General features: G+C 40.3%; 13 protein-coding genes and 1 pseudogene. 3 read left to right on the forward strand and 11 right to left on the reverse strand.

The features are described from left to right. Positions 1-252 (reverse strand): annotated as a pseudogene (locus tag BM192_RS13075) (hypothetical protein); the annotation flags it as partial. Between the two features lie 179 nt (positions 253-431). On the opposite strand from BM192_RS13075, the gene rnhA reads away from it, so the two are divergent. Further along, the gene (rnhA, locus tag BM192_RS13080; RefSeq protein WP_037439032.1) at positions 432-905 is read left to right on the forward strand and encodes a ribonuclease HI; all 474 of its coding nucleotides are present in this window, start codon (positions 432-434) and stop codon (positions 903-905) included. Between the two features lie 44 nt (positions 906-949). Here the strand turns inward: rnhA and fbp are convergent, their stop codons facing one another. The 5 genes from fbp to BM192_RS13105 all read right to left on the reverse strand — a co-directional run bounded on the left by fbp (position 950) and on the right by BM192_RS13105 (position 4,602). After that, the gene (gene fbp / locus BM192_RS13085; protein ID WP_037439030.1) at positions 950-1,984 is read right to left on the reverse strand and encodes a class 1 fructose-bisphosphatase; all 1,035 of its coding nucleotides are present in this window, start codon (positions 1,982-1,984) and stop codon (positions 950-952) included. A 22-nt stretch (positions 1,985-2,006) separates the two neighbouring features. Continuing rightward, positions 2,007-2,498: a metallophosphoesterase family protein gene (locus BM192_RS13090; RefSeq protein ID WP_037439028.1), complete on the reverse strand. Its 492-nt coding sequence runs from the start codon at positions 2,496-2,498 to the stop codon at positions 2,007-2,009. A 29-nt stretch (positions 2,499-2,527) separates the two neighbouring features. Beyond that, positions 2,528-3,232, reverse strand: a complete 705-nt coding sequence (locus BM192_RS13095) for a tRNA1(Val) (adenine(37)-N6)-methyltransferase (protein ID WP_074964012.1) — start codon at positions 3,230-3,232, stop codon at positions 2,528-2,530. 2 nt (positions 3,233-3,234) lie between these two features. After that, positions 3,235-3,630: an SMU1112c/YaeR family gloxylase I-like metalloprotein gene (gloA2, locus tag BM192_RS13100; protein ID WP_201771362.1), complete on the reverse strand. Its 396-nt coding sequence runs from the start codon at positions 3,628-3,630 to the stop codon at positions 3,235-3,237. A gap of 84 nt (positions 3,631-3,714) precedes the next feature. Further along, complete coding sequence (locus BM192_RS13105) at positions 3,715-4,602, reverse strand: energy transducer TonB (protein WP_051759691.1); 888 nt, start codon at positions 4,600-4,602, stop codon at positions 3,715-3,717. A 210-nt stretch (positions 4,603-4,812) separates the two neighbouring features. Between BM192_RS13105 and BM192_RS13110 the strand changes: the two genes are divergently transcribed. Together BM192_RS13110 and BM192_RS13115 are read left to right on the forward strand one after the other, a co-directional pair. Beyond that, a complete protein-coding gene (locus BM192_RS13110) occupies positions 4,813-6,996 on the forward strand; it encodes a glutamine synthetase III family protein (RefSeq protein ID WP_037439026.1) in 2,184 nt (727 codons plus the stop codon). Between the two features lie 107 nt (positions 6,997-7,103). Then, a complete protein-coding gene (locus BM192_RS13115; protein ID WP_037439024.1) occupies positions 7,104-8,288 on the forward strand; it encodes an AIR synthase related protein in 1,185 nt (394 codons plus the stop codon). An 85-nt stretch (positions 8,289-8,373) separates the two neighbouring features. On the opposite strand, the gene BM192_RS13120 is transcribed toward BM192_RS13115, so the two are convergent. The 5 genes from BM192_RS13120 to BM192_RS13140 all read right to left on the reverse strand — a co-directional run bounded on the left by BM192_RS13120 (position 8,374) and on the right by BM192_RS13140 (position 18,270). After that, positions 8,374-11,547: an efflux RND transporter permease subunit gene (locus BM192_RS13120; RefSeq protein WP_037439022.1), complete on the reverse strand. Its 3,174-nt coding sequence runs from the start codon at positions 11,545-11,547 to the stop codon at positions 8,374-8,376. Positions 11,548-11,571: 24 nt separating this feature from the next. After that, positions 11,572-12,741, reverse strand: a complete 1,170-nt coding sequence (locus BM192_RS13125; RefSeq protein ID WP_074590183.1) for an efflux RND transporter periplasmic adaptor subunit — start codon at positions 12,739-12,741, stop codon at positions 11,572-11,574. Positions 12,742-12,748: 7 nt separating this feature from the next. Beyond that, positions 12,749-14,107: a TolC family protein gene (locus BM192_RS13130; protein ID WP_037439017.1), complete on the reverse strand. Its 1,359-nt coding sequence runs from the start codon at positions 14,105-14,107 to the stop codon at positions 12,749-12,751. 31 nt (positions 14,108-14,138) lie between these two features. Continuing rightward, on the reverse strand, positions 14,139-14,723 hold the full coding sequence (locus BM192_RS13135) for a TetR/AcrR family transcriptional regulator (protein WP_051759688.1): 585 nt from the start codon (positions 14,721-14,723) through the stop codon (positions 14,139-14,141). A 298-nt stretch (positions 14,724-15,021) separates the two neighbouring features. Next, positions 15,022-18,270: a TonB-dependent receptor gene (locus BM192_RS13140; RefSeq protein ID WP_037444046.1), complete on the reverse strand. Its 3,249-nt coding sequence runs from the start codon at positions 18,268-18,270 to the stop codon at positions 15,022-15,024. Positions 18,271-18,300: the final 30 nt, after the last annotated feature.

An 18,300-nucleotide genomic window follows, 5' to 3' on the forward strand; every position in this document is an offset into this window, starting at 1 on the left:
CTGCTTAGTTAAACTGTTCATATCTTGACCCTGATCCTGAAATTCTCGCTCAGCGCCGGAATCTGGATGGACCTCAAATTTCTTGTACCAACGTACAAAGTGATAGGCAGTTACTTTGCCTATTCGGTGCTTTTTCGCTACCTGGCTAATGCTCAAAATACCGCCCTGGTAATCCCGAGCTACTGCGATTTTTAAACTTTCATCATAGATGGCTACCCGACCACCTTTTGATCCTTTTCTTGGTGCTTCCATTCTTAATTTAATTTAAGAATTATCCTAAACTTTATCAACTACTTTTAGGAATGGACACTGAAAATTGAAAAATTATACGAATCGTCCTCCCATTAACCCGAACAACAGGATTATTTAAGATATTTGCCAGTCTGGGGAACTGTATTGATGCAGCTCGGGCGAAAAAGAAAAGGAATAATATGATTGAAATATTTACTGACGGTGCAGCAAGCGGAAATCCTGGTCCGGGAGGTTATGGTGTTATTCTGCGTGCAGGAAGTCACTATAAAGAGTTAAGCGGTGGATTTCGCATGACTACAAACAACAGGATGGAGTTACTTGCAGTCATTGAAGGCCTGAATGCAATTAAAAAACCCGGTCAGCAGGTGACAATTTATTCAGATTCAAAATATGTTGTAGATTCAGTAGAGAAAAAATGGGTATTTGGCTGGGTAAAGAAGGGCTTTAAAGATAAAAAGAACAAAGATCTCTGGATACGTTTTCTGGCTATATACAAACTGCATGATGTTAAATTTATCTGGATTAAAGGCCATAATGACCACCCGGAAAATGAAAGATGTGATGTACTTGCAGTCGCAGCATCCAAAAGAAGGGATATACTGGCTATCGATTATGAGTTTGAAGCAGAAAAAAACAAAGGCCTCTTATTATAATAAAGGACAGCAGCAGACGCATGCTGTCCTTTTATTTTCTAGATTCAGGCAGACTGAACGGTTACAACTTTTTCTACATATTCGGCAGCCATCATTTCTTCGGCCATCCTGACCATTTTTTCTGATCCTATAAAAATAGACGCCCTCTGATGTAATTCATTTGGTTCTATCTCCAAAATTCTGTTAAATCCATCTGAAGCCCTTCCGCCTGCTTGCTCCACAATAAAAGCCATCGGATTACACTCATAAAGTAGTCTTAATTTACCATTCGGCGAACTTGCTGTTGTCGGATAAATATAGATTCCGCCTTTAATAAGGTTGCGGTGTATATCTGCTACCATAGAACCGATATATCTGGACGTGTAAGGACGATTACTCGCAGCGTCATGAACCTGAGCATATTTTATATACTTTTTAACACCCTCAGGAAAATGCACATAATTCCCCTCATTAATAGAATAAATACAACCGTCCTGCGGTATTTTCATATCTGGATGGGAAAGGCAGAATTCACCAATTGAAGGATCGAGTGTAAAACCATTCACACCTTTACCGGTCGTATAAACCAGCATGGTCGAAGAACCGTAGATAACATAACCAGCTGCGACCTGCTCGGTTCCCTTCTGGAGTACATCTGCCAGCGTAGCGGTGCCTTCAATAGATTTCCTGCGGAAAATAGAGAAGATAGTTCCAACAGCAACGTTTACATCGATATTACTGGAACCATCCAGCGGATCGATACAAACGATATATTTGGCATTTTTAGAAACCGGAGATTCGATCCTGACGAAATCGTCCTCTTCTTCTGTCGCTACAATACAACATTCCCCACCGCTGGTGAGCGCTGAGATAAACTGGGTATTCGCGTAAATATCCAGTTTTTTTTGTCCCTCCCCCTGAATATTCATAGTACCTGCATCTCCCAGAATATCGACAAGACCGGCTTTATTAACCTCCCTGTTTACGATTTTGGCAGCTATACCGATGTCCCTTAATAATCTGGAGAGTTCGCCTTTGGCGTAAGAGAAATCAGCTTGTTTCTCAATAATGAATTGCCCTAATGTTTTGATACCAGACATTCTACTTAGTGTATTAAATACGTTATCTTAGACCTATTTCTATGGCCTCTAAGGTATGTATTTTTTTCTCCGTAACACAAAATCGAATTAAGGTTTTCTTCTGATGCCACCCCGATTTACCCGCTGCACCGGGGTTAATATGCATACAATTGATTTTAGGGTCTAACATTACTTTAAGGATGTGTGAATGTCCGCTTATAAAAAGACCAGGAGGCTTAGTGTATATTATACTCTTTACATTCGGAGCATATTTCCCGGGATACCCACCGATATGCGTCATCCAAACATCCAATTCCTCGCAGCTAAATCGTAAATGCTCCGGAAACTCTTCCCGGATAATTTTATCGTCAATATTTCCGTACACTCCTTTTAAAGGTTTGAAATCTGCCAGCTTTGGCGCTACATCCGGGCCGAAGTCTCCAGCATGCCAGATCTCATCACAACTATCAAAATATTTATAAACTGCATCATCCAGGTAACCATGCGTGTCGGATATTAAGCCAATTTTTTTCATTTTATTCAATTATAGAAATTTGCGCTGTTTTAGAACGCCAGAAAGAACTCTTTAAGCAGCATCTGGTACTGCGTAGTATAAACTCCCTGCGCAGCGTAGATATATACATTATCCCGCCGGACAGGAACATCTTCAAATCCCAGACAGATCAGCTGCCGGAACGCCGGCTTCTGCGCATCAGAGCAAATCTGAAATCGCCGGCACGGATAGAGTTTCCATCGAACTGCCTGCTGGATAACGAATTCTGCCTGCTTCACCGGCAAAATAAGCCATAGTAAACCTTTAGGGTTCATCATTTCCGCAGCCTGCCGGAGCATTAGCTCAAAAAAATCGGGGTCTGCATGCCTCGCCAGTTCCTTCCGTTTCTCTGGATTCTTAAGGTCATTCACAAAAAAAGGTGGATTAGAAACTATAAGATCATATTTATGCAGCGGTTTAAACTGAAGAAAATCATGTCCAGATAGCCGCACGCGGTCTGCGAAAGGAGACTCTATAAAATTCTTTTCTGCAGCCGAAGCCGCAGATGGGTCAATTTCTACTGCGTCTACCACAGCTGATGGAAAACGCTGAGCGAGCATCAGCGCTATTACTCCCGTCCCGGTTCCGATGTCCAAAATTCTCAACGGATCTTCATGACTTGCTAAGGCGCCAAGCAGTACGCCGTCCGTGTTGATTTTCATCGCACAACCTTGCTGGTCTAAACTAAACTGTTTAAAACGAAAAACACTTCCCATAGTTAACCTGCATAGAGTTCAAGAGGCAACCCGTCAGGATCTGTAAAAAATGTAAATCTTCTGCCTGTGTATTCATCGGTACGGATCGCTTCAGTCTGAATACCCTGATCGTTTAAACTGCGAACAGAAGTTTCGATATCATCTACCTCAAAAGCCAGATGTCTCAATCCCGCTGCTTCTGGCCTGGAAGGACGTTCAGGAGGATTTTCGAAAGAAAACAATTCAATAATATAGGTACCGTCCAAAGCCAGATCCAGTTTATACGATTTTCTGGCTTCCCGATACACTTCCCTGATAATCTCCAGGCCAAGTATTTCGGTATAGAAAGCTTTACTCTTATCGTAATCCCTGCAAATAATTGCAATATGATGTACCCGTTTTAAAATTCCAACTGACATTTGTATATAATTTAGTTTTTCCAGAGCATGCAGGGTTTCGCCCTGCACTCCTGCCGCAACAGCATAAACACAAATGTAAAGAATTTAGTGTGCCAGCGTAAAAGAAAGCGGCATCGTATAGCGCACGCGTACAGATTGATTATGCTGCCTGCCAGGCGTCCATTTCGGCGACTTACGAATTACCCGCATAGCTTCTTCGTCACATCCACCCCCGATACCCTTTAAAATTCGCACATCAGTTACTGAACCGTCTGTTTCTACTACAAAGCTAATAAATACTTTCCCCTGAATATCCTGCTCCTGCGCAGCTGCAGGATAACGCAGGTTTCTGCGGATAAATTTAGTCCAGCCTTCTGCCCCTCCATCAAATTCAGGGTATTTATCTATCGTTGCCGCATCATAAATTGTATTATCGCCAGTATTAATTGTAGCCGAATTACCTTCGCCATCTCCTGTTTTTACTGTCGTACTTCCTGTGGCTGGGACACCGCTCTGGGTTAGCTGACCGGGATCTGCATTTTTCAACTCATCCAGTCTGGGCGGTTCTTCAGTTAGATCCGGCCGGTCTACTACTTTAATGTTTGAGCTGAATTTTTTCGATTCCCGACGCGGAGCCGCAGCTTCGACTTTAGCTTCCACAGGTTCGGGCGCCTTTCTCTCCAAAGGTTTCTGTGGAACCAATGTATTCAGCTCGACAGGAATCTGCACTTCTTCTTTAATTTCCTGTACGGGATTAAACTGCCTGTAGACTGCCGGACCGGCAAATAACAAAACGAATACCGGAACGGTAAGCATAAATGCTTTCAGGGTGTTTGACCCGGACTCAGCACGTAATACATACGCGCCGTAATTTTTGTTCCTGCCTTTGAAAACAAGCGCAGTCCAGGTACTTTTGTTGAGGTTAGCATTGAAATTCAGCATAATATTCAGGTTTAATTCAACGTTATGATGTAAAAAGAATAAGTTTTCCATAATTCATTCTATTTGCCGGCAAAAAACGGTTGTCTTCAAAAACCGCCTTAAACTTCTTGAAAAGGCATATATTTCTAGCATACTTTGCAAACAAACCACAACCGCACACTTTTTAGATACACAAATAGCTGTATTCACCTAATTTTTTAAAAAAAAGCTTGAATTTTTAATTGTAAATATTCTATTTTTGATAAAATTTTAAAGAAACGAATGAAAAGCTTAAGGACAACCGCACTAAAAGAAGCACAAACCAGAGTTTCACCAGAAGTAAAGGCACCATCGCCGAAAATTTCTGAGTTTTTCGGGTCAAATGTGTTCGATACTAAAAAAATGAAAGACTTCTTATCTAAAGATGTCTACGAAAAATTAATTGCTGCTATTGACCGTGGAGAACTCATCAACCAGGATGAAGCTAACCATATTGCAAGTGCAATGAAACAGTGGTCAATGTCCAAAGGCGCCACACACTATACTCATTGGTTTCAACCATTAACTGGATCCACTGCAGAAAAACACGATTCATTCTTCGAACCGAGTAAAGACGGACCAATCGAGAAATTTGCAGGCAGCGCACTGGTACAACAAGAGCCAGATGCTTCCAGCTTCCCTAACGGTGGTATCAGAAATACTTTCGAAGCTCGCGGTTACACTGCATGGGACCCTTCTTCACCAGCTTTCATTATGGAAAGCAAAGCAGGTAAAACCTTATGTATTCCTACAGTATTTGTAGCTTATACCGGTGAAGCACTGGATTACAAAGCTCCGTTATTAAAAGCACTAAATGCTTTGGATAAAGCAGCTGTTGAAGTTTGCCAGTTTTTTGATAAAGGAATTACCAAAGTAACTGCATCTTTAGGTATCGAGCAGGAATATTTCCTGGTTGACCTTGCGTTATATAATGCACGTCCGGATTTAGCTTTAACCGGCAGAACGCTATTCGGCCATATGTCTGCAAAAGGACAACAACTGGATGACCATTATTTCGGGTCGATTCCTGAGCGTGTTTATTCTTACATGGTAGATTTCGAAAACGAAGCTTTAAAACTGGGTATTCCTTTGAAAACCCGTCACAATGAGGTTGCACCTTTACAATTTGAATGTGCACCGATTTTCGAAGAGATTAACCTGGCTATCGATCACAACCAGTTATTAATGGACGTGATGGAGAAAGTTGCCCGCAGACATCACTTCAAAGTATTATTACATGAAAAACCTTATGCCGGAATCAATGGTTCAGGTAAACACAATAACTGGTCTCTAATTACAGATACGGGTAAAAACCTGCTTGCTCCTGGTAAGACACCAAAAAATAACCTGATGTTCCTTGCTTTCTTTGTGAATACAATTAAAGCTGTTCACGAACATGCAGATTTATTAAGAGCAAGTATCGCTTCTGTAAGTAATGATCACCGCTTAGGTGCAAATGAAGCTCCTCCTGCAATTATCTCTATTTTCCTTGGTCAGCAGCTGAATGAAGTGCTGGATGAGATTGAACACTCCCGCATCAGCAAAAAAATCAAAGAAGATAATGCGCTTTGGTTAGGAATTCCTAAGATCCCGCAGATCCTGTTGGATAACACAGACCGTAACCGTACTTCACCTTTTGCTTTCACTGGTAATAAATTTGAATTACGTGCTGTAGGTTCTTCTGCAAACTCTTCTGCACCAATGACGGTATTAAATACAATCATGGCAGATCAGTTAGTGAAATTCAAAATTGAAGTAGATAAACTGATCAAAAAAGGTGAGAAAAAAGATATCGCTCTTTTAACAATCATCAAAAAATACATTAAAGAATCGAAAGATATCCGTTTCGAAGGTAATGGTTACAGCCAGGACTGGGAAAATGAAGCTTTAAGCCGTGGTTTAGCAAATGTTAAAACAACTCCGGTTGCGCTTGATGCTTATATCTCAGATAAAACAACTGAGTTATTCGAAAAAAACAATGTATTCACTAAACGTGAACTACATGCGCGTCATGAGATCCTGCTGGAAGATTACTACAAAAAACTGCAGATCGAAGCAAGGGTAATGGGTGAGGTTGCGAATACAATGGTTATTCCTGCTTGTATCGAATATCAGAATGCTTTACTGGAGAATGTTAAAGGATTGAAAGACGCTGGTCTTTCTAAAGAAAGCCTGGAAACTCCACTTGCTATTATCAATAAACTTTCATTGCACCTGGGTATTGTTAAAAACTCTATCGATGAGATGCTGGAAGAACGTAAACGGACTAACGCAATTGAAGATTCAAGAGAAAAAGCAATCGCCTACGATCAGAATGTCAAATCTCACTTTGACGCGATCCGCTACCATGCAGATAAGCTGGAGCAAATCGTTGATGATAGTGTTTGGCCTCTTCCGAAATTCAGAGAATTATTATTTTTAAAATAAGAGCTTAATACAAACACAGCTTTCTAACCTCTGCCCCATAAAGGCAGAGGTTATTTTTTTATGTTAGAATCGTCCACATCCGGGCGTTTCTCTATCTTTGCAACAATATGAGTGATAACAGGTACAACCAGCGTGGCGTCTCAGCCTCGAAAGAAGATGTGCACCAAGCCATCAAGAACATAGATAAAGGAATTTTTCCGCAGGCATTTTGTAAGATTATCCCGGATATCCTGGGAAATGATCCCGATTTCTGTAACATCATGCATGCTGACGGTGCAGGTACAAAATCATCTTTAGCTTATGTATACTGGAAAGAAACCGGTGATCTTTCAGTTTGGAAAGGTATTGCACAGGATGCAATTATTATGAACCTCGATGACCTGATCTGTGTGGGCGCAACTGACCATATCTTATTGTCATCTACAATCGGCAGAAATAAAAATCTGATCCCGGGTGAAGTGATTGCCGCTATCATTAACGGAACTGAAGAAATTCTTGCTGAGTTGCGTGAGATGGGTATTTCTATCTATTCTACGGGAGGCGAAACTGCAGATGTTGGTGACCTTGTCAGAACTATCATTGTAGACTCTACGGTAACCTGCAGAATGAAAAGAGCTGACGTGATCAGTAATCACAAAATACAACCGGGAAATGTAATTGTAGGTTTATCTTCTTCAGGTAAAGCAAACTACGAACAGGAATATAACGGAGGAATGGGTTCAAACGGATTAACTTCTGCCAGACATGATGTATTCAATAAAACTATTGCTACCGCCTATCCTGAAAGCTTTGATCCCTCCGTTCCTGAAGAACTGGTATTTTCCGGTGGTAAGAAATTAACGGATACTATTCAGATTGATGCAGAAACGACTACTACCATTGGTAAACTAGTTCTTTCCCCTACCCGTACGTATGCACCGGTAATAAGCCAGATTCTGGCTAAATACAGAGGACAGATCGATGGGCTGGTACATTGCAGCGGTGGTGCCCAAACTAAGGTTCTTCATTTTATTAATGAAGGCATCCACGTAATTAAAGACAATTTATTCCCTGTACCTCCTTTGTTTCAGTTAATCCAGGAACAATCCGGAACAGACTGGAAAGAAATGTATAAGGTATTTAATATGGGCCACCGGATGGAGCTTTATGTCCCTGCGGAGATCGCAGCTGATATTATCGCTATTGCAGCTGGTTTCGGTATAGACGGACAAATTATTGGCCGCGTAGAAGCTGGCGAAGGTAAAAAAGTAACCATCCTTTCCGACAAAGGAACCTTCGATTACGAAGGTTAGTAATTACCGGATAAAATATAAACAAAAGAGCCGCAGGAAATTTCCTGCGGCTCTTTTGTTTATATGTAAATTATTTGAACAGGGACTAATCTGCATGCAGTACATCCGCGTGTTCTTCTGGTTTGTAATTTGCTTCCAGTTCAGCAAGTTTTTTCTTACCGTACGCTATTTTGGTAATCAGTACGAATAATACCGGAACGATAAAGATTGCCAGAATCGTTGCCGAGATCATACCTGCTGCTACTGTCCAACCGATAGTCATCCTGGACACAGCACCTGCACCATGAGAAATAATCAGTGGAATTACTCCTAAGATAAAGGCAAGGGATGTCATGACAATCGGTCTTAACCTTAGTTTAACAGCTTCAATCGTCGCTGCAATTAAAGGCATACCCCAATCTACACGTTCCTTGGCAAACTCAACGATCAGAATTGCATTCTTCGCCGACAAACCAATCAAGGTAATTAAACCTACCTGTGCATAGATATTGTTATCTAATTTCGGCAGGAACATCAGCGCAAGGATCGCACCGAATAGACCTAGTGGTACAGCTAACAGAATAGAGAACGGAACAGACCAGCTTTCGTAAAGCGCTGCAAGAAGCAGGAATACGAACACTACGATTAATCCGAAGATCAAGGTTGTACTGTTACCAGCTTCTGTTTCCTCCAAACTTAATCCAGAAAAATCATAATCATAATTTGACGGTAAAGTTTGTGCTGCAACTTCACGGAGTGCATTTAATGCATCACCTGAACTGTAACCTGGTTTAGAAGCACCGCCAATCTCAATTGACCTGAAAAGGTTATAGTGATTGATAATTGAGGCGTTCTCTATTGTTTTATAAGACACCATAGAACTTAATGGTACAGGAGTGCCTGCTGCATTTCTTACGTATAATTGACCCAGGTTTTCTATTCCTCTTCTGAAGTTAGTATCTGCCTGCGTTACTACACGGAAGTTACGTCCGTATTTGGTGAAATCATTAATATAATTACTACCCAGATAAGCAGAGATAGTACTGTAAACAGCACCGATAGAAACACCCATTTTCTTCGCTTGCTCGCGGTCTACATTGACCTTATAGTTTGGTGTTCTCGCATTAAACAGCGTATAAGCCATTCCAATCTCTGGACGCTGATTTGCTGCCATCAGGAATTTACCTACGTTGGCTTCAAACTCTTTAATATCTCCGGTTTGTTTTTCCTGAATCTGTAAACTAAATCCACCACTGATACCCAGACCCGGAATAGCCGGAGGTGATACAACCAGTACACTACCGTCTTTATCACCGGCAAAATCCTGAGTTACACCAGCAATAGTTTCATTTACTGTATTAGGACGATCATTCCAGTCTTTTAACTGAACGAAGAATGTCGCTGCATTGGATTTAAAGGAACGGTTCAGAATGTTAATACCTGTAATCGAAGTGATGTTCTTCACTTCCGGATATTTCTTCTGGATCGTTTCTGTAATTCTATTCACAAATGCATCGGTACGTGCAGCCGAAGCTCCTTCAGGAAGGGTAACCCCCATCAGGAATACACCCGCATCCTCATTCGGAATAAATCCACTTGGTTTTTTCATAAACATTCCTACAGTACCTACATAGATACATGCAAGAATTATCATAACTAAAGGTGCTTTTTTCAAAGCCCACTTCACACCATTCGAATACCTGTTCGTTACACGTGCAAACCAACCATTGAATTTAAAGAAGAATTTATTTAATCCTCTTGAATCTTCTGTCAGGTTCATTGGTGTTAACATTAATGAACATAATGCAGGAGTCAGTGAAAGCGCGATAAATGCAGATAACAAGACAGATACTGCAATTGTAATAGCGAACTGTTGATAAAGTTGTCCAACCATACCTGGTATAAATCCTACAGGTATAAATACCGCAGCAAGAATTAAGGCAATTGCAATTACCGGAGCGGTAATATCCTTCATCGCTTTTCTAGTCGCATCTGGAGCTGAAAGGCCTTCGTGGTCCATATAATGCTGGACAGCCTCCACTACAACAATCGCATCATCCACCACAATACCGATGGCGAGTACAAATCCAAACATCGTTAATACGTTGATAGAGAATCCTAAAAGCGTAAAGAAGATAAATGTACCGATAATGGATACCGGAATCGCTAATACAGGAATTAATGTTGCTCTCCAGCTTTGCAGGAAGAAGAACACAACGATGGTAACCAGGATGAGCGCTTCTACAAGCGTATGAATTACCTCGCTGATGGATACTTTAATAATAGATACAGTTTCATAACTGATTTTATAATCGAGATCATTAGGAAATGACTTTTTTAATTCAATCAGCGTTTTATCAATACCGTCTGCAGTTTGTACAGCGTTACCACCTGGCGTCTGGTTAATGGCCATCATAGATGCAACCTGACCGTTAACTTTTGAACTTGTAGAGTACATGAACTCACCTAATTCAACACGTGCAACATCTTTCAGATAAACGGGAGATCCGTCAGCACCACTTTTAATTACGATGTTACGAAACTGATCTTCTGTATTCAAATCTCCGTCAAGTACAACTGAGAATTCAAAAGTTTGATTACTATGTTGTGGAGCACCACCGACACTACCTCCGGGAACACGGGTATTCTGTTCCTGAATTGCCGCAGAAACTTCAGCCGGTGTCAAACCAAGACGCGCCATTTTATTGGCATCCAACCACACACGCATACTAAATGGCTGGCCGAAGGCCTGCACATCACCTACACCTGGGATACGAAGTAAAGCGTCTTTTACATAAAGGTTGACATAGTTGGAGATAAACTTTTGGTCATATGTCCCTTTGGGAGAATACAGACCTACCACCATTAAGATGTCATTATTTGCTTTTTTGGTTGTAACACCCAGTCTTCTCACAGCTTCGGGCAAAGAAGGTTCGGCGATACCTACCCTGTTCTGTACGTCAAGGGCTGCGATATCGATATCTGTTCCTACATCAAAAGTTACTGTGATAGCCGAACGTCCGTCGGAGGTACTGTTGGATGAAAGATATTTCATACCCGGTGTACCGTTAATCTGACTTTCTATTGGTGTTGTAACTGTTTGTTCGACAGTTTCTGCATCCGCTCCGGTATAGGTCGCAGTTACTGTAACTGTTGGTGGTGCGATATTCGGATACTGACTGATCGGGAGTGTAGTGATCACAATCGTACCGATCAGCACGATTAAAATGGAAATAACGATTGCCGTGACGGGTCGTTTTATAAATACTTCTGAGATCATATTGCTGAAATTCTTTGTAAAAACCTATTTTTTAGCTGCCGGAGCTGCGGCTGCAGGTTGCTGACCGTTAGCAGCTGCTGCAGTATTGTCCTGAACTACTGCGCCAGGTCTTACATTTTGCACACCATCTACAACAATAACTTCACCTTGTTTCAATCCTTCTCTGATAACAACTTCTTTATCAAATTGCTTTCCTAGTTTGACCATACGTGGTGTTGCTTTGCTACTGTCTCCAACTACATATACATTGTATTCTCCTAACTGTTCAACCACTGCTTTGAATGGAATCACTAACTGGTCATCAGTGGCCTTATTCAGAACGCGCATATTTACAGTCATACCTACATACAGCTTACCTGCTGAGTTTGGATAACTAATTCTCACTTTGATAGTTCCGGTCTGTGGATCCACTGCACGGTCTATTGCAGTAATATGTCCCTGAGCTGTATAGATACTACCGTCTTGTAACTGGATATTAAATAGTGAATCTTTAACTGCTGATGCACTTTGTAATGCTCTGAAACGTGGAATCTCAGCCTGATTAACTGCGATATCCACAGCAATCGGATCATTTGTCGAAACTGTATTCAATAAGGTTGTACCCGGAGAAGCAAAAGCTCCTAATTTTACCTGTGAAATTCCAATTGTACCATTTAAAGGAGATACGATAATTGAACGCTGCAGGTCAGAATTAGCTGAGGCAAGATTCGCTTCTGCTGCTGCTACCTGAGATTCTGCATTGGCAAGATCGGTTAGCGCATAATCAACACGTTGTTTTGCAACTGCATCTTGTTCTGCAAGTTTAGTATATCTCTCTGCATCTTTTTTTGCTTTATCTCTATTGGCTTTTGCTACTGCAACGTTTGCTTTTGCAGAGTTGTAAGCCGCCTGATATTTTGTACGGTCAATTTCATAAAGCTTCTGACCTTTAGAAACTTTCTGTCCGTCTTTCACGAAGATACCGGTGATATAACCGCCCACTTGTGCACGGAGTTCCACTTCATCCAACGCAACGACATTTCCAGGATAAGTATCAACTGTAGTGACTGGCTTAGATTCCACGGTAGATAAACTTACCGGAGTTGCAGGAGGAGGTCCTTGTTGTTGCTGTGCTGATTTATCGCCACCGCCACAGGACACTAATGTAATAGAGCTTATTAAAGCGATACCTAATTTTATGTAATTTGTGTTCATGTCTGTATTATTGGTTTACTGTGATTGTTCCTAATGCTTGTTTTACGTCGAATTTCGATGAAAGCAGACTGTATAATGAATTTAAGTAATTGAGTTGAGCGGTACGCAGATCTGTTTCTGAGGTCATCAGATCCAGATAAGTTTTAATCCCTTCATCGTATTGTAATTTGATCGTATTGTAAACCTGTTTGGAAATATCAACATTCTCACGGTTAGTCCTTAAATCATTAAGGTTTGCTTTATAAGTGGCAATTGCCTGCTCATACTGCGTATTGATCTGATTTTTCGTGTTAACTAAGTCAAGATCGATCTTTCTTTCCTGTAACTGTGACTTTTTAATTTCCTGCGTTCTCTTTCCACCTAGGAATACCGGCACAGTAAGTTTTAAGCCAACAATTGAACTCGGGTATACCCTGTCATATAAATTACCGATCTCCTGATTCTGGTAATTCCATCCGTAATTGATAAAGCCGGATAAGGTTGGCATATAAGCTAATTTGTTATAAGAGGTGTTGATCTTTTGAAGCTGCTTCTGAGTTTCCAGTAAGCGGTACTCTACTCTACCTTGATAATCCAGCGTTTGGTTAGTATCCAGTAAGACCTCTTTTTCCATATCTGCAGAAGCAAATGAAAGACTGAAGTCTTCAGTACCTTTATACCCGATCAATTCTTTCAGGTAAACATATTTGTATTTCAATAATTCTTCAGTTCTCTTTTTATCTGCCTTGGAATTACTCAGACTGATTTGCGCACGCTGATAATCTGTCTTATCTACCAGACCTGCTTCGTATTGCGCACTCGCATCTTTCAATTGCTTTTCCAGACGGGCAATATTCTCTGCAATAATATTTAACTGTTCTTTGCTGGTCAGAATATCATAAAAACCTTTACTTACATCAACGACCGTATTGATTTTCGTATTTTCTGTATTCTGTTTGTATTGCTGTCTGAAATACTTAGCTGTTCTTGAGGCTTGAATTAAACCTGCATTCAAAAATTGCTGATCTGCCTGCAGTACAAATGATGATGTATTCTTAGCACCAAAAGTAAGCAAAGAGCTTTCTCCATTCGTGGTTAATATTTGACTCTGCTGCTTGAAATTGTGATTAGCGGTTCCAGTACCGTTAATTTGCGGTAACCATCCGGAGAGTGCCGACTTGATATCCCTTTCCCCGATTTCCTCATCCAGCACTGACTGCTGAATTCCGGGTCTGTTACTGAGCGCGTAATCAATACACTCTTGGAGCGTCGCATTCGTAAGTGTAAGCTGATCTCTGACCGTAGCCGGCGTTTGTGCGTGAAGACTGCCTGTGAAGAACAGCGGTACGCAGGAGAGCATCATTAAAACTAAATTTTGAGATTTCATATTTATATAAAGGGTATTGTTCAATTATTGGTTACTGTCGTTTAATGCCGTCCCAAATTATACTGACGACCTCATTGATGTCTTCATCGGAAAACAGCATATGTTGTGATAATTGAAAACTAGCGGCAGCAACAAGGGTACCTCTAATGGTCGGGGCAAGAAGTCTAGGGTCTATATTTTTGAAGTAAGCATTTTCTATGCCATATTTAAAGAAGGTAATGACCTTTTCTACAAACAGTTGACTCTCCAAATGTGCATACTCCTGCGCATAAGGTGAGTTGATATACTGTTCAAGAAAATTCATGGAATCCGGGTTTTCAACGTAGAATCTGTATTGGCTGACCATGACAGCGAAGAATCTTTCTTTATAGCTTTTTGAAGGATCATCGCCATCGATTATCGCTTTTGCCATACGATCTTTGACATAAATATACAATTCAGATATCAGGGCTCCTTTCGAAGGAAAATAATGATAGATTGTCCCTGCAGCAACTCCGGCATTTTTCGCAATCTGACTCATAGGCGTTCCGTGAAAACCTTGTTTCCCCACCAATGAGAGTGTACTCTTCAGTACAGCCTCTTTTTTTCCAAAACAATCATGTAATTGAACGTTCATTCGGTACAAATGAACAAAATTTATTTAAGTTAAAATATTGTTTAAATTTTTTATGACAAACGTATGATTAGCGTCACTTTTTCTGGTCATAATTGTCTTAAATAGGAAACGGAATTCCGTACCACCGAAGTTATATACCTTGTATTTAAAGGAATAGCATATTCGTCGAGTAGACTGCAATTTATTTGAATGTTCCTTTACTTTTTAGTGCTTCAATTATTCTAGAAAATATAAGAACAAAAAAAGGGTGCATTCAAATTTGAATGCACCCTTTTTTTGTTCTTATATTGGTTATTATCTAGTTGAAGCTATATCTCACCCCAACCTGAACTTGATATCTTGAACCGATACTAGTGTTGTCTCTGAAAGTTTCACCAGGTAAAGCTTGACTCACAGTATACGTTGGTGTGTTATTTACAACACCTTTGTATTGTAAGAAGTTGGTCAGCTGAGGAGTTTTTGTAGTTCCCCACTTTTTATTCAACATATTACCAAAGTTGATGATATCGACAGAAATTTCAAATCTGCTGTTGTCTTTCTCACCAAATACAGTTTTGATCTGTTGAAGGATTCTAATATCAAATCTATTCGCCCAAGGGTATTCAGCACCGTTTCTTTGTGACATTTCACCTCTGTGCTTGCTAAGGTATTTGTCTTGATTGATATAATCATCAAGCCTTGCATACTGAGAATTAATATCTTCTGGTGTTGTAGTTCTTGAAGCAGTAATTGGTACTAACTTAATATCATTCTGATCTCTTGGAATATACATCAGATCGTTCGAGGTAGCATTATCATTGTTAACGTTTCCGGAAGTGATATAAGAGAATCTTGTATTACCAAAAACATCACCGTATGGGCTGCCTTCATAAACAACTCCAAATGAAGTTGGCAATTTAGGAATAATAGAGAAATTAACATTTACGGATGCAATCACGCGGTTTTTAACAACGAAACTGCTATATGCTAATACCGGAGTATTAGGATCACCTGCTACTGGGTTACCTGTAAATGCCGAGTTAGCCTGTGAACCTGGATTGGAACTGATATCGCGGGCGTCGCTTCTTGTATACGCTGCCATTACATCTAGATGTCTACCGAATTTCTTTTGCAACTGAGCTGTTACGTTCCAAGCATAACCTTTGTTTGTATTATCAAATACAATAGCATTGGTAATAAATGAATTTATTCTGTTTGTATTTCCCCCTGGAAAAAATGCACGTGTATCACCAGTGCCGGAGAATTGTCCTGTAGGATTAACTAAGTTAGCATCTCTGTGAAATACTTCGTTTAAAGATTTAGTATATAATCCGTCAATTGTAGCCACAATGCCACCTGGAAGTTTATAATCTACAGCCAAACTTGATCTCCATACCTGAGGAACTTTAAAGTCTTTAACAGCAATATTTATTGGAAAAGATGGGGCTGCTGTAGGATTTGAAGGGATATAGGCTGCCGGATCAGCATTGAACGGGCGGTTATTAGGATTAGTACTGAATTCACTGTTCGTCAATAATCCATTTTGGCCAGCCTGATTAGTTAACCAAACTGCAGGGACAGCTCCTGTGAACACTCCTGAACCTCCACGAATTTGCAGAGTCGCATCACCTTTAACATCCCAGTTGAAACCAATTCTTGGAGAGAATAAAATCTGGGTATTAGGAAGTTTTCCAACATCCATTCTTTCACCATCTCTAAAAGTAGAGTTAGTAACCAGTGGATTCGAAGCAAGGTTTTCGGTGTAAATCGGCATATCAAGTCTTACACCGTAAGTTAATTTGAAATTAGGTTTAATATACCATTCATCTTGCGCATAAACAGCAACTGGCGCCTGGCTAAATCTAGCCGAAGGGCGTGGATTATTAGGATCAGCAGAATAAGTCAACTGATATTGTGTTGGCATAATCGTATTGTCTCCATTTACAGCAGAAATAAAATCTGATACAGATTTATATCTGAACTGGCCATTGAAAAACTGAACAAATGCATTATCAAATTTTTGGTAACCTACCGAACCACCAATAGTGAAAGTGTGGTTTCCAGCGAAAATATTAAAGTTTTCATTTAAGGTATAAATATCCTGATTTAAACTATTTAGACCACTGAAGGGTTCGGTGCCTAGTGAAATATAGTTAGCACCAGCTCCATTTTCGATGTCAATTACAGGGAAAGGATTTCCTTGTGTTTTACGGTAATCACGGAAGCCTGTATAAACTAATTGCAGGTTGTTCGCAAATTTATCATTGAAACGGGTATTTAATTCTGCTGTAACAGATTTAATATTGTTATACTGAGCGTATCTCATTCCATCATAAATCATTGACGTCAATGACGGTCCTCTACCAGAGTTAGAATTAGATCCGCTTGGATTGACATCTCTAAAAGATTTCAGGTAGTTATATCTAACTGTCAATCTATTGGCATCATTAATATTCCAGTCAATACGTGCAGTTAAGTTATCTGCATTCTGCTGATTACTGTAACCTTCATAATTACCCGGATCATAACCAGTTTTGTTAATAACTGCATTTCTAACGGCATCTAAATCAGATGCAAGTACGCTTGAAATATTCGAACCAGCTACCCCCCTGTTTGCCTGTATAGTTGTACCAGGCGAAATACGTCTTGTAATCTCTCCATTGACAAAAAAGAATAATTTGTCTTTGATAATCGGCCCACCTAATCTGAAACCAAATTGTTTGTTCAAAAATGAATTCCCAACTTTAGGAAGAGTCGTCTCACCTACTTTATAGCCTTGTAAATTCTGATCTTTATAATAAGTGTATACAGATCCTGAGAATTTGTTTGTACCACTTTTAGTAATTGCATTTACACCAGCGCCAGTAAATCCGCTCTGTTTAACGTCATAAGGAGCTAAGTTAATCTGAAGCTCATCTAATGCATCAAGTGAGAATGGCTGTGCACCTGTCTGTCCGCCTGGCAAAGAAGATAGTCCGAAAACGTTATTCATCTGTGCTCCGTCTAAAGTAAGGGAGTTGAATAAACTGTTTCTTCCAGCAAATGAGAATCCATCTCCCTGCGTGTTTGCCTGAGGCGTTAATTTAGTTAAATCCGTTATACTACGCGAGATAGCAGGTAACTGATCAATTTGCTGGCGGGAAATGTTTGTAGCCGCACCATTTCTTGAACTGTTAATAGTTTTATCCCTGCTCGCAACAATCTGGACGTCATTCAGCTGCTGTGATCCATCTGATAAAACAACATTTACCGGGTATGATGCACCCAATTTAAGACTTAAGTTCTCATATTTCATTGATTCGTAACCGATGAAACTGACCACAAGACTGTAAGGTCCGCCAACACGCATGTTCGCGATAGTAAAACGACCATCGCTATTCGTCGTAGTTGCATAAGCTGTACCTGTTGGTACATGCACGGCTCTAACGCTGGCGCCGGGCAAAGCGCCTTTTGAATCTTTGACATAGCCTGTCATCGATGATGTTGTTACCTGTGCATTTCCAGTCAGGACTGACCCGATAAAAGCAAATAGGATAACTACAAACTTAAATAGTAGAGATTTCTTCATACCTTTTGATTGAAAGATTTTGTTTTGAAA

It is taken from the genome of Pedobacter antarcticus (assembly GCF_900112985.1).
In the GTDB taxonomy this organism is placed as follows: Bacteria; Bacteroidota; Bacteroidia; order Sphingobacteriales; family Sphingobacteriaceae; genus Pedobacter; species Pedobacter antarcticus.

Bases quoted from the DNA above. Each gene is read 5' to 3' on its own strand.
- rnhA (WP_037439032.1), top strand. From the start codon at position 432: ATGATTGAAATATTTACTGACGGTGCAGCAAGCGGAAATCCTGGTCCG.
- fbp (WP_037439030.1), bottom strand. From the start codon at position 1,984: ATGTCTGGTATCAAAACATTAGGGCAATTCATTATTGAGAAACAAGCT.
- BM192_RS13090 (WP_037439028.1), bottom strand. From the start codon at position 2,498: ATGAAAAAAATTGGCTTAATATCCGACACGCATGGTTACCTGGATGAT.
- BM192_RS13095 (WP_074964012.1), bottom strand. From the start codon at position 3,232: ATGGGAAGTGTTTTTCGTTTTAAACAGTTTAGTTTAGACCAGCAAGGT.
- gloA2 (WP_201771362.1), bottom strand. From the start codon at position 3,630: ATGTCAGTTGGAATTTTAAAACGGGTACATCATATTGCAATTATTTGC.
- BM192_RS13105 (WP_051759691.1), bottom strand. From the start codon at position 4,602: ATGGAAAACTTATTCTTTTTACATCATAACGTTGAATTAAACCTGAAT.
- BM192_RS13110 (WP_037439026.1), top strand. From the start codon at position 4,813: ATGAAAAGCTTAAGGACAACCGCACTAAAAGAAGCACAAACCAGAGTT.
- BM192_RS13115 (WP_037439024.1), top strand. From the start codon at position 7,104: ATGAGTGATAACAGGTACAACCAGCGTGGCGTCTCAGCCTCGAAAGAA.
- BM192_RS13120 (WP_037439022.1), bottom strand. From the start codon at position 11,547: ATGATCTCAGAAGTATTTATAAAACGACCCGTCACGGCAATCGTTATT.
- BM192_RS13125 (WP_074590183.1), bottom strand. From the start codon at position 12,741: ATGAACACAAATTACATAAAATTAGGTATCGCTTTAATAAGCTCTATT.
- BM192_RS13130 (WP_037439017.1), bottom strand. From the start codon at position 14,107: ATGAAATCTCAAAATTTAGTTTTAATGATGCTCTCCTGCGTACCGCTG.
- BM192_RS13135 (WP_051759688.1), bottom strand. From the start codon at position 14,723: ATGAACGTTCAATTACATGATTGTTTTGGAAAAAAAGAGGCTGTACTG.
- BM192_RS13140 (WP_037444046.1), bottom strand. From the start codon at position 18,270: ATGAAGAAATCTCTACTATTTAAGTTTGTAGTTATCCTATTTGCTTTT.